This is a genomic window from Nocardioides aequoreus (genome assembly GCF_000720335.1).
Classification (GTDB): domain Bacteria; phylum Actinomycetota; class Actinomycetes; order Propionibacteriales; family Nocardioidaceae; genus Marmoricola; species Marmoricola aequoreus.
The window spans coordinates 36837-49060 of sequence record NZ_JOJN01000003.1; the positions used below are offsets into that span (position 1 = coordinate 36837).

Annotated in this window: 9 protein-coding genes and 1 pseudogene; 3 read left to right on the forward strand and 7 right to left on the reverse strand. The window is 72.6% G+C overall.

All coding sequences use genetic code 11. The features are described from left to right. Positions 1 to 15: 15 nt before the first annotated feature. From IG63_RS0106575 to IG63_RS0106600, 6 genes are all read right to left on the reverse strand, one after another. A complete protein-coding gene (locus IG63_RS0106575) occupies positions 16 to 813 on the reverse strand; it encodes an SCO4651 family lipoprotein (protein WP_030483581.1) in 798 nt (265 codons plus the stop codon). Positions 814 to 847: 34 nt separating this feature from the next. Next, entirely contained in the window at positions 848 to 1432 is a 585-nt protein-coding gene (locus tag IG63_RS0106580; protein WP_030483582.1) for a TetR/AcrR family transcriptional regulator, read from the reverse strand. A 45-nt stretch (positions 1433 to 1477) separates the two neighbouring features. After that, complete coding sequence (locus tag IG63_RS0106585; RefSeq protein WP_030483583.1) at positions 1478 to 2911, reverse strand: fatty acid desaturase; 1434 nt, start codon at positions 2909 to 2911, stop codon at positions 1478 to 1480. Between the two features lie 105 nt (positions 2912 to 3016). Next, a complete protein-coding gene (locus tag IG63_RS0106590) occupies positions 3017 to 3994 on the reverse strand; it encodes an alpha/beta hydrolase (RefSeq protein ID WP_030483584.1) in 978 nt (325 codons plus the stop codon). After that, positions 3991 to 5511, reverse strand: a complete 1521-nt coding sequence (locus tag IG63_RS0106595; RefSeq protein ID WP_084596777.1) for a flavin-containing monooxygenase — start codon at positions 5509 to 5511, stop codon at positions 3991 to 3993. Before IG63_RS0106595 ends, IG63_RS0106590 begins: the two co-directional genes overlap by 4 nt. A gap of 52 nt (positions 5512 to 5563) precedes the next feature. After that, entirely contained in the window at positions 5564 to 8038 is a 2475-nt protein-coding gene (locus IG63_RS0106600; protein ID WP_051706306.1) for an ExeM/NucH family extracellular endonuclease, read from the reverse strand. A 113-nt stretch (positions 8039 to 8151) separates the two neighbouring features. Between IG63_RS0106600 and ppgK the strand changes: the two genes are divergently transcribed. Further along, a complete protein-coding gene (gene ppgK / locus IG63_RS0106605; protein ID WP_030483587.1) occupies positions 8152 to 8889 on the forward strand; it encodes a polyphosphate--glucose phosphotransferase in 738 nt (245 codons plus the stop codon). A 191-nt stretch (positions 8890 to 9080) separates the two neighbouring features. Here the strand turns inward: ppgK and mgrA are convergent. Then, positions 9081 to 10058, reverse strand: a pseudogene (gene mgrA / locus IG63_RS0106610) (L-glyceraldehyde 3-phosphate reductase); the annotation flags it as partial. A gap of 36 nt (positions 10059 to 10094) precedes the next feature. On the opposite strand from mgrA, the gene IG63_RS0106615 reads away from it, so the two are divergent. Together IG63_RS0106615 and IG63_RS0106620 are read left to right on the forward strand one after the other, a co-directional pair. Then, on the forward strand, positions 10095 to 11252 hold the full coding sequence (locus IG63_RS0106615; RefSeq protein WP_030483589.1) for an acyl-CoA dehydrogenase family protein: 1158 nt from the start codon (positions 10095 to 10097) through the stop codon (positions 11250 to 11252). A 14-nt stretch (positions 11253 to 11266) separates the two neighbouring features. Next, the gene (locus IG63_RS0106620) at positions 11267 to 12196 is read left to right on the forward strand and encodes an SDR family NAD(P)-dependent oxidoreductase (RefSeq protein ID WP_211249240.1); all 930 of its coding nucleotides are present in this window, start codon (positions 11267 to 11269) and stop codon (positions 12194 to 12196) included. Positions 12197 to 12224: the final 28 nt, after the last annotated feature.

The following is a 12224-nucleotide window of genomic DNA, read 5'->3' on the forward strand; positions in this document are numbered from 1 at the left end:
GCCCACCTGCCCGGATCAGGCGCCGGGCGGCTCGGTAATCTGGTCGTCGGCCGGCTTCTCGATCTCGACCGGCTCGCCCCACTTGTCGATGTCGATGCGCGTCTGCGAGCCGGCGACCTCGAGGTCGACGCGGCGGAAGCGGTCCTCGGAGTCGAGGTAGACGTCGTACTCGAGCTGCTCGGGCATGCCCTGCGGCGCCTGCTGGCCCTGGGCCTCGAGGGCGGCCGCGGTGTCGACGGTGAAGACGTAGTGGTCGACCTCGTCGTCGCCGATCGTGGTGCTCTCCTGGAACTCCACGTCGCGCAGGCCCGCGTCGAAGGCGTCGAAGGTGGAGTCGAGGCCCGAGCTGTCGGCCAGCTGGGAGAACTGCGCCGCGAGCGGGTTGCTCTCGTCGCTGGGGTCGACCGAGAGGAACTTGCCGCCCGAGTCGGGGGTCTGCACGTAGACGATCTCGTCGATGACGCGGAGGTCGATGTCGCCCTGGCCCGGGATGGTCATCGTCATCGCCATGTCGGTGGTCTGCTCGTCGATCTCGAGCACGCCCTCGGCCTCGATCGACTGGCCGTTGCCGCCGCCGATGGTCAGCGTGATCGCGGCGGTGCGGCTGTCGTCGTAGGCCGCCTTGATCGCGTCCATCGCGGTGTCGGTGGTGAGCGGCTCGTCGGAGCCGCCGCTCTCCGCGGACTGGCTCGAGCCCTCGGAGGCGCCGCCGGCGTCGCCGGAGTCGCCCGAGCCGCAGCCGGCGAGCAGGGCGAGGGGGAGCAGCGCGCCGGCCACGGCGCGCAGGGGCAGGCGGGTGCGGGTGGCGTTCATCGGGCCCTTCCGAGTCAGGGGTGCGGGATGCCGGTCAGCTCTCGCGGTCGAGGACCTTGGCCGAGATCCACGCGATCGTGGCTGCAGTCTCCTCCGGCGTGCCCGACGGCTGCATCACGTGGCTCAGCACGAGCCTGATCACCATGTCGATGAGGACCTGCAACCGGTCGGGGGGCAAGGGTACGTCGTAGGCGCGGACGTGCTCGCCCACCACCTCGCCGGCGGCGGTGAGCAACATCTCGGAGTGCGTGGTGAGCAGCGGCAGCAGGTCGGAGTCGGCGCCCTGGGTGCTGCTCAGCACGGCGTGCAGCAGCGGGTCGGTGTCGGCGAGCTCGAGCACGCTGACGGCGGCGGCGCGGATCGCCGCGACGAGGTCGGCGGGGTTGTCGGCGAAGGCCGCCTCCACCTTGCCGAGGAAGAGCTCGAGCTCGCGCATCACCATCGCCTCGGCGAGCTGCGGCTTGCCGCCGATCTCGTTGTAGACGGTCTGCCGGCTCACGCCCACCAGGTCGGCGAGCTTGGCCATCGTCAGGGCGCTCCAGCCGTGCTCCGCGGTGAAGCCGGCCGCGGCCGTGAGCAGCCGCTCGCGCTGGGAGACCGGGGCGAGCAGCGGGCGCATGCGCACCAGCCTAGGCACAGGGCCGCGGCCGGGCGCACCGCGCGGCTACTTCACGAGGCGTCCGGGCTCCACCGGCACGAAGTCGACCTTCTCGCGCACGCCGCAGTCGGGGCAGCACCACGAGTCGGGGATGTCGCTCCAGGCGGTGCCCGCCGCGAAGCCCTCGTGCTCGTCGCCCGCCTCGACCTCGTAGACGTAGGAGCAGCCGGGGCACCGGGCGGCAAGGGTCTCGACAGGCACGGGCTTGGCACGGCTCTCGACAGGCTCGACCGACGGGGCGGTCTCGACCGGTGCGGGCGCCACGGGCCGGCCGTACGCCGCCAGCACCCGCTCGCGGCGACGCGGCGAGATGTTGGCGCGGGTGACGTCGCCGTCGAAGTGCGCCAGGACGCGGGGGTCCATCACCCGGCGCCACAGCGGCGGGACCAGCGCCAGCACGATCATCCCGGCGTAGCCGGTCGGGAGCACGGGGGACTCCGCGAAGTCGCGCAGCGCCTGGTAGCGCCGGGTCGGGTTGGCGTGGTGGTCGCTGTGACGCTGCAGGTGGTAGAGCAGCACGTTGGTGGCGATGTTGTTGGAGTTCCAGCTGTGGCTGGGGTCCACCCGCTCGTAGCGCTGCCGCTCGCCCACGCCGACCTTCTGGCGGAGCATGCCGTAGTGCTCCATGTAGTTGACGACCTCGAGCAGCGAGAAGCCGATCACGGCCTGGAGCACCAGGTACGGCGCGACGCCCCACCCGAGCACGGCGATCATGACGCCCCACAGCGCCGTCGACATCAGCCAGGCGTTGAGCACGTCGTTGCCGAGCCGGAAGGGGTGCTGGTCGCGGCGGGCGTAGCGGCGCTGCTCCAGGCGCCAGCTGCTGCGCAGCGAGCCCCAGACCGTGCGCGGCCAGAAGGCGTAGAAGGTCTCGCCGAGGCGGCTGCTCGCCGGGTCCTCCGGCGTCGCGACGCGCACGTGGTGGCCGCGGTTGTGCTCGATGTAGAAGTGGCCGTAGAAGCTCTGCGCCAGCGCGACCTTGGAGAGCCAGCGCTCGTGGCTCTCCTTCTTGTGGCCGAGCTCGTGAGCGGTGTTGATGCCGATGCCGCCGATGCAGCCGATCGAGACCGCCGCACCGACCGCCTGCCAGGTCGAGAGCTCGGGTGCCCCGAGCCACTCCGGGCGGGCGATCCAGGTCATCGCGAGCACGAAGCCGGCGTACTGGATCGGGAGGTAGGCGTAGGTGATCCAGCGGTAGTAGCGGTCGTTCTCCAGCTGCTCGATCACGTCGTCGGGCGGGTTGGAGCGGTCGAGCCCGGCCACCAGGTCGATCGCCGGCACCACGCCGAGGATCACGATCGGTCCGGCCCACAGCCAGGCGGTCCAGCCGGTGGCCCAGAAGCCGACGAAGGCGATGGCGGCCAGCGAGGGCACCACCAGCCCGATCAGCCAGAGGTAGCGCTTCTTGTCGGTCCACTCCGGTGCTGCTGCCTCGGCCACGCCCGCTCCTCTCGTTCGACACTCAGGGGTGAGTTGTCAAAGGAATGGACAGGAGCGTACGAAATGTAAAGTGGGTTTGACAAGAGTCAACCGGATGTAAAGCCGCTACACGTGCTCGCGGAGCCACTTCTCCGTCACGGCGTACGCCGTGTCGCGCGGCTGCTTCAGCGAGAGGTAGACGTCGTGCCGGGCGTCGGCGATCGGCACCACGAGCGTCTCCTGGCCCAGGCAGCCCGACCAGCGCTGGATCTGCCGCACGTCGAGCACGATGTCGGCGACGTCGGAGCGCTCGCTGTAGTCGGCGGCGTAGTGCGTCTTGTCCGAGCGCAGCACCAGCGCCGGCACCCCGACGTCGAGCCCGCGGTGCAGCCGGGCGTGACCCCGGCGCACGGCGTTGAGCCAGCCGACCGTGACACCGAAGCCGTCGAGCGGCTTGAAGGTGGTGTCGAACTCCCACTCCCCGGTGCCCTCGACGTGCAGCGTGCGGCCGTAGTGGCCCAGCGGCGCCTTGAGCTGGCGGAAGGGCCGGGCCCTGCTCGCCACCCGCAGCGCCTGCGTCACCGGACCTCGCATCACCGCCGAGCCCTGCAGGTCGTACCACGGGCTGTTGTGCACCAGCCCGACCACCGGGGCGACCTCGCCGCGGGCGCGACGGCGGTCGAGCCAGAGCGCGGTCATCAGACCGCCGGTCGAGTGCGCCACGACCACGACCGGGAGGCCGGGGTGGGTCGCCTCGACCTCGGCCAGCGCCAGCTCGAGCTCCTCGTCGCACAGCGCGAGGTCGGAGACGTAGTGAGGCGTCTGCCCCTCGCGGCGCGCGCGTCCGCACTTGCGCAGGTCGAGGGCGTGGAAGGCCAGCCCGTGCTCGGCGAAGAAGTCGGCCATCTCGGTCTGGAAGAAGTAGTCGGTGAAGCCGTGCACGTAGAGCACCGCACCTCGCACCGTCTCGTCGGCCCGGACGTCGCGGCGCACGAGCACGGCACGCACGTCGCCCTCGCCGTCCGGGTCGGGGCCGAGCTCGAGGACACGCTGCTGGTAGCCCTCGCCCAGCACGTCGGGCCGCCACAGGGAGCGGGTGGTCATGAGGCCTCCTCGGTCAGGCTGCTCGGGGTCGTCACCGGTCGGCCCCCGCGGGCCCCCAGCTCGGCGCGGGTCACCAGCCGCAGCTCGTCGACGAGGTCGCGGCCGAGGGTCATCCGCCGGTCGATCACGTAGTTCTGCCGGATCAGCCAGGGCCAGCGATCGCCCTGCTGGGGCAGCAGCGCCGCGGCGCGCTGGAGGTAGCCCGAGGTCAGGTCGAGCACCGGGCGGGGCTCCATCGGGTGCTCCGGCTCGGGGACGACGTAGGCGAGGTCGCGCTCGCGCATCAGGTTCAGCACCCGGGTGGCCAGCACGTTGCTGACGTCGGCGCGCAGCGTCCAGGACGCGTTGGCGTAGCCGATCACCCGCAGGTAGTTGGGCAGCCCGGTGATCATCGCGCCCTTCCAGATCCACTGCTCCCCGACCTCGACGCCGCTGCCGTCGACGCTGAGCTCCATGCCGCCCACCACGTCGACCTGCAGCCCCGTGGCCGTCACGACGACGTCGGCCTCGAGCACCTCGCCGGAGGAGAGCCGCACGCCCTCGGGCACGAAGGTGTCGATGGTGTCGGTCACCACCGAGACCTCGCCCGAGCGCAGCGCCTTGAAGAGGTCGGCGCCGGGCACCGCGCAGAGCCGCTGGTCCCACGGGTGGTACGGCGGCGAGAAGTGCGGGTCGAGCCACTGCGGCCCCGCGACCTTCTCCACGCCGGCCGCGAGCAGCCGCTTGCCCTGCTCGGGGAAGCGGCGGAAGCCCTGGTAGAGCACCGTCTGCAGGGCGAGGTTCTTGGCGCGGATCGCCCGGTAGGCGGCCATCGGCGGCAGCGTGCGCTGCAGCAGGCCGGCGACCTTGTCGCGCCGCGGCACCGAGGCGACGTACGTCGGCGTGCGCTGCAGCATCGTGACGTGGGCGGCGCGCTCGGCCATCGCGGGGACGATGGTGACCGCCGTCGCGCCCGAGCCCACCACCACGACGCGCTTGCCCGTCCAGTCGAGCTCCTCGGGCCACGACTGGGGGTGCACGACCTCGCCGGCGAAGTCGGCCAGCCCGGGCAGCTGCGCGTCGTACGGCGCGTCGTAGGAGTAGTAGCCGTGGGTGCCCAGCACGAAGTCGCACGTCAGGGTGCGGCGACCGGCCGGGGTCTCGAGCGTGAGCGTCCACAGCGCCGTCGCGGTGGAGAAGTCGGCGGCGACCACCCGCACGCCGTAGCGCACCCGCTGGTCGATGCCGAACTCCTCGGCCGTCTCGTGGATGTAGCGCAGGATGCCGGGGCCGTCGGCGAGCGAGGTGTCGTCGGTCCACGGCCGGAAGGTGAAGCCGAAGGTGAAGATGTCGGAGTCCGACCGCACCCCGGGGTAGCGGAAGAGGTCCCAGGTGCCACCCATCGACTCGCGCGCCTCGAGCACGAGGTAGTCGCGGTCGGGACACTCGGTCTGCAGCCGGTAGGCCGCCCCGATCCCGGAGAGGCCGGCGCCGATGACGGCGACGGAGACGTGGTCGGGCAGCAGCGCGTCAGTCACACCGCGAGTATGCCGCGCCGCCCTACCGGTCAGTAGGGCGCGCGTCACAGGGTCAGCGCCGCACGGTGAAGCCCACCTTGAGCGGGTCGTGGTCGGAGGCGCGGAAGGCGTCGGGCCGGTAGAAGTCGGTCACGTTGTAGTTGTGGCGGCTGTACTCCAGCGCCACCGACTCCACGGAGTTGACGTTCCACACGTCGGCGCCGCGCACGGTGCGCATCGCCGCCGGGTTGGCGAGCACGTGGTCCAGCGAGCCGACCAGCCCGTCGAAGAGGTAGGTGTACTGGCCGGTGGCGCGCTCGGTGCCCACCGAGGCGAAGCCCGCGTCGTACAGCACCTGCATGGGGTCCTCGGCGCTGTAGGAGTTGAAGTCGCCCAGCAGGAAGACGCGCGTCACCCCACGCTCGCGCTGGACCCGCTCGGTGAAGTCGACCAGCGACCGCGCGGCCGCGGTGCGCGCCTTGTTGGAGGCGCCCTGGCCCTCGTCGCCGTCGCCCGCGACGCCGGAGCCCTTGGACTTGAAGTGGTTGACCACCGCCAGGAAGCGGTCCTTGGCCCCGCCCCCGCGGGGCTGGAAGGCCTGGGCCAGCGGGTCGCGCGCGTCGGCGAAGGCCGCGACGTCGTGGATCGCCGACTCACCGACCGGGCGCACGGCCCGGCGCTGGTAGATGAAGGCGGTCCGGATGACGTCCTCGTCTGCCTGGCTGGCGGGCGTCGTCTGCCCGCGCGGCGTCGGCACGAAGGACCACACCGCGCTCCCGGCGTTCTTGTTCAGCACCTCGACCAGCTCGCGCACTGACTCGTCGCGGTGGCGGCCGAAGCGTGCGCTGTTCTCGATCTCCTCGATGCCCACGACGTCGGCGTCGAGGGAGTTGATCGCCACCGCGAGCTTGCGCTCCTGGCGGCGCAGGTCCTCGGCCTCGGCGGCACCACGCGGGCCGTCCTCGCCCGCGGCGCCCTCGCAGGTGTCGGTCGTGACCGGGTCGCCGACGCGGTCGGCGTAGTAGTCGCAGCTGCCGCCGGCGCGCACGAAGTCCTCACCGGTGGTGGTGAAGTAGTTGAGCACGTTGAAGGAGGCGATCGAGACGCCGCCGCCCACGTCGTCCGGGCGCTGCTGCCGGGTGTCGGTGACGCGCACCGGCAGCGGGTCGGTGCCGCTCAGCGGGGCGGTGGGCTGGAAGCGCCAGTCGCCGAAGGCGTAGTGCAGCACGACCGGCGCGGTGAAGCGGGCCGGGGCGCCGACACGGATCGCCGGCTGCTGGGTCAGGTAGGGCAGCGGCTGGTCGGTGGTGCGCAGGTAGTCGGTGCTGGCACCGTCGTCGAGCGTGACGGCGCGGGCGGCGTTGTCGGCCCGCACGGCCGCCACGGTGTCGGGGTCGGTGACGGGGTTGGCGACCTCGGTCGGCTGGCGCAGCGGGGTGTCGCCCGCGGCGAGGCCGATCTCGGCGTACCGGTTGGTGGCGTAGTTGTCGGCCACGGTGAAGCCGCCCTGGGGGGCGAGGAGCATGCCCTCGAGCACCTCCTTGGCGGCCGCGGTGCGCGGCCAGGTGGTCGGCGTCGGCTCGACCGCGGCGGGGTCGGTGAGTTCGCTGACCTCCTGGGCGACGACCTGGGTCAGGCCGAAGTCCTCACCCACGGTGCCGGTGACCTCGACGTGGTCGCCGAGGGTGACCTGCTGCGCCAGCCCCTTGACGAAGACGGCGTGGGAGGCGGCGTGGTCGGCCGGCAGCGGGCCGCCGGTGCCGGCGGTCTGCAGGAAGAAGCCGTCGAGCCCGCCCGTGGGGTACGCCGCCGTGACGACGCCCGCGGTCGTCACCCGCTCGCCCACCAGGGGGCTGCTGGCGCCGGTGCCCTGGATCTCCTCGATGGTGCGCGCCGTCGGCTCGAGCTCGGGGCCGGTCTCGTCCGGCGCCCCGCCGGGCGTGCCCTCGCCCCCGGCGAGGTCCGCGGCGTTGTCGTCGGTGTCGGTGCCCTCGGCGTCGCGGGCCAGCGTCGTGGCGTTGGTCGGCTGCGGGGCCGCCGCGGTCTCGAAGGTGTTGGAGCTGCCGTAGCCGACGAGGTCGACCACGCCGGGGCGGTCGGCCACCGAGCCGACGGCGGGCGCGGAGAGCGCGCCGGCCTGGTCGGCCAGGAAGACGGTGCCCGCCGAGCCGGAGAGCTGGGTGCTGCCGCTCGCGTCGACCTCGCCGACGGGCGCGCCGACGCTGCCGGTGCCGAGGCCGACGAGGTAGTAGCCGCCCGGCTCGATCGACCCGCTCAGCGGGGTCACCCCGGTCGGGTTGGCGGTGCCGGAGGCCGAGCGGTACTGCACCGAGGCCCCGTCGAGGCTGACCGCCGACCCCGTGGGGTTGTGCAGCTCGACGAAGTCGCGGGCCCACACGCTGGTGGTGGAGCCACCCCCGCCGTACACCTCGGAGATGACGACGCCCTCCGCGGCGGCGTACGACGGGACGACGAGCGCCAGGGGCGAGAGCCCCACGGCGAGGGCGGTGGTGAGCAGGACAGGACGACGTGACAGGCGACGTGACATGGGGCGAGCACTCCTCGAGAACGTGACGGGCCGAGCCCTGTCTATCCCGGTTCGGGGTCCTTCGGGAGGTCTGGCCGGTTAACGGTTCGGCAACGCACGGCTACCTTGCCTCCATGCACCCCATCGGCATCGACTTCGGCGGCAGCGGCATCAAGGCCGCGCCGGTCGACCTGTCCACCGGCGAGTTCGCCGCGGAGCGCGAGCGCATCGAGACCCCCGAGAAGTCCACGCCGGACGCGGTGGCCGAGGTGATGGCGGAGCTGCTCTCCCGCTTCGACGACCAGCTCAGCCCGGTCGGCGTCACCGTGCCGGGCGTGGTGCGCCACGGTGTGGTCTCCTCGGCCGCCAACATCCACAAGAGCTGGATCGGCACCGACGCCCACGCCCTGCTCACCAAGGCGCTGGGCCGCGAGGTCGTCGCCCTCAACGACGCCGACGCCGCGGGCCTGGCCGAGGCGCGCTACGGCGTCGCGGTCAACCGCCCCGGGCTCGTCCTGGTCACCACCCTCGGCACCGGCATCGGCTCCGCCTTCGTCTACGACGGCGTGCTCGTGCCCAACAGCGAGCTCGGGCACCTCGAGATCGACGGACACGACGCGGAGTCGCGCGCCGCCAACTCCGCGCGCAAGCGCGAGGACCTCAGCTGGGAGGAGTGGGCCGAGCGCCTCACGACCTACTACCGCACCGTCGAGGCGCTCTTCTCCCCCGACCTCATCGTCGTCGGCGGCGGCGTCAGCAAGCACGCCACCGAGTTCATGCACCTCATCGACATCGACACCGAGATCATCAGCGCCACCCTGCGCAACACCGCCGGCATCGTCGGCGCCGCGGCGCTGGCCGCCGACCAGTAGGGCACTCGGCCGGCTCACCAGGTCTCGAGACGGTCGCTGCGCGACCTCCTCGACCACCCGAGCCTCACAGGTGGTCGAGGAAGGACGAAGTCCTGTCTCGAGACCCCCGGACCCGACCACCTCACCAGGTCTCGAGACGGTCGCTGCGCGACCTCCTCGACCACCCGAGCCTCACAGGTGGTCGAGGAAGGACGAAGTCCGTCGGCGAAGGGCGCGCCCTGCAGGGCGTCGAGGGAGTCGTCGAGCTGGGCGACCGAGGAGGCGCCGATGACCGCCGAGGTGACCCGGTCGTCGCGCAGCACCCACTGCAGCGCCATCTGCGCCAGCGTCTGGCCGCGGTCGGCGGCAATGCCGGCGAGGGCGCGGATGCGCTCGATGACGCGGTCCTCGAGGTGGCTGGGGTCGATCGAGCTGCCCTCGCGGGCGGCGCGCGAGTCCTCGGGGACGCCGTCGAGGTACTTGCTGGTGAGCAGGCCCTGCGCCAGCGCGGTGAAGACGATGCAGCCCATGCCCTGCCGCTCCAGCTCGTCGAGGAGGCCGTCCTCGATCCAGCGGTTGAGCATCGAGTACGACGGCTGGTGGATGAGCAGCGGCGTGCCCAGCGCGCGGGCGATCTCCGCGGCCTCGCGGGTGCGCTCCGGACCGTACGACGAGATGCCGGCGTAGAGCGCCCGGCCCGAGCGGACGGCGGTGTCGAGGGCGCCGATCGTCTCCTCCAGCGGCGTCTCGGGGTCGAAGCGGTGGCTGTAGAAGATGTCGACGTACTCCAGCCCCATCCGCTCGAGCGACTGGTCGAGCGAGGCCAGCACGTACTTGCGGCCGCCGCCGCCCTGCCCGTAGGGCCCGGGCCACATGTCGTAGCCCGCCTTGGTCGAGATCACCAGCTCATCGCGCAGGCCGGCGAAGTCCTCGCGCAGGTAGCGCCCGAAGTTCTCCTCCGCCCGGCCGTACGGCGGCCCGTAGTTGTTGGCGAGGTCGAAGTGCGTCACGCCGCGGTCGAAGGCCTGGCGCAGGATCGCGCGCTGCACGTCCTCGGGCCGGTCGGTGCCGAAGTTCTGCCACAGGCCCAGCGAGAGCGGGGGCAGCAGCAGTCCGCTGCGGCCGCACCGACGGTAGGTCGCCATGGTGTCGGGGTCGTACCGGCTGGGGTCGGGGGTGTAGGCGTCCATGGGGCCATGGTGCCCGCTCGGGCTACCGTCGCCCTCATGCCTGCCACCCGCGTGCTGCCCGACGAGGAGTCGACGGCGCTGCTCCAGCTGACCCGCGACCTGTGCACCCGCGAGCTGCTGCCCCAGGCGGCCCAGGCCGAGGCCACGGAGACCTTCCCCCGCGAGACCTTCCGCCTGCTCGGTCGTGCCGGCCTGCTCGGGCTGCCCTACCCGGAGGAGCACGGCGGGGGCGGGGTCTCCTACGAGGTCTACCTGCAGGTCGTCGAGGAGATCGCCAGCGTCTGGGCCAGCGTCGGCGTGGGGGTCAGCGTGCACGCGCTGTCGTGCTTCGGCCTCTTCACGCGCGGCACCGAGGAGCAGCGGCAGCGCTGGCTGCCGGAGATGCTCGGCGGCGAGCTGCTGGGTGCCTACTGCCTCTCCGAGGCGCACGCGGGCTCCGACCCCAGCGCGATGCGCACCAAGGCCGTCCGCGACGGCGACTCCTACGTCATCACCGGCGCCAAGGCCTGGACCACCCACGGCGGCCAGGCCGACTTCTACAAGGTGATGGCCCGTGCCGACGGCGGCATCTCCTGCTTCCTGGTGCCCGCCGACGCCGAGGGGCTGACGGCCGACGCCCCCGAGCGCAAGATGGGCCTGACCGGCTCGGCCACCGCCACGATGCGCTTCGACGGCGTCCGCGTCGGCGCCGACCGGCTGCTCGGCCAGGAGGGTGACGGGCTGCGCATCGCGCTGGCCGGCCTCGACTCCGGACGGCTCGGCATCGCCGCCGTCGCCGTCGGCCTCGCCCAGGCGGCGGTCGACCACGCCGTCGCCTACGCCCGCGAGCGCGAGCAGTTCGGCCGCAGGATCATCGACTTCCAGGGCCTCTCCTTCCTGCTCGCCGACATGGAGGCCGCGACGCTGAGCGCGCGGGCGACCTACCTGCACGCGGCGCGGCTGCGCGACCGCGGCCTGCCCTTCGGGCGCGAGGCGTCGGTGGCCAAGCTGGTCGCGACGGACGCGGCGATGAAGGTCACCACGGACGCCGTGCAGGTGCTCGGGGGCTACGGGTACACCAAGGACTTCCCGGTCGAGCGCTTCATGCGCGAGGCCAAGGTGACCCAGATCTTCGAGGGCACCAACCAGATCCAGCGCATGGTCATCGCGCGCTCGCTCGCCAAGGGCGACGCGGGGAACCTCCACACCGACTGATCGTTGAGACCACCGTGACCTCTCCCGACACCGACCGCGACCTCGACCCGGCCTCCTTCGGCCCCGACGACCTGCCCGACCTCACCGGACGGCGCGTGGTCGTCACCGGCGGCAACTCCGGCATCGGCTTCCACGCCGCCCGGGCCCTCGCCGCTCACGGCGCCCACGTGACCCTCGCGTGCCGCGACCTCGACAAGGCCCGCGCAGCGCAGGTGCGGCTGCCGGGCACCACCGAGGTGGCCGAGCTCGACCTCGCCTCACTCGACTCCGTGCGCCGCTTCGCCGCGGCGTGGAGCAGCCCCCTCGACACCCTGGTCTGCAACGCGGGGGTGATGACCCCGCCCCGCTACCGGGAGACCGCCGACGGCTTCGAGCTGCAGTTCGGCACCAACCACCTCGGCCACTTCGCCCTCACCGGCCTGCTGCTGCCGCACCTGCGCGAGGCGCGCGCACCTCGCGTCGTCCCGGTCGCCTCGATCGCGCACCACCGCGGCGACGCCAGCGTGCTCCAGGGCAACCAGGGCGGCGGCCGCTACGCCGCGAGCCACGCCTACGGCAACTCCAAGCTCGCCAACCTGCTCTTCGCCCAGGAGCTGCAGCGCCGTGCCGGCGACGCACTGACCGTCTCCGCCTGCCACCCCGGGGTCTCCAACACCGGCCTGATCGGCTCGCGCGACGGCCTGGGGCGGATCCCGGGCGTCCGCCTGGTGGCGCCCGTGATCGGGAGGGTCTTCCTCCAGTCCGGGCAGGCCGGCGCCAACCCCACGCTGTGGGCCTCGACGTACGCCGGGCCGGCGTCGTACACCGGTCCGCAGCGCTTCGGCGAGGCCCGCGGACCCCTGGGTCGTGCCCGGCTCAGCGCCTTCGCGCGCGACGAGCAGCTGGCGGCGGAGCTGTGGCGGATCTCGGAGGAGCGCACCGGCGTGAGCTTCGACTTCGCCTGACGCGAGCGCTCCACCGGGCGCACACTGG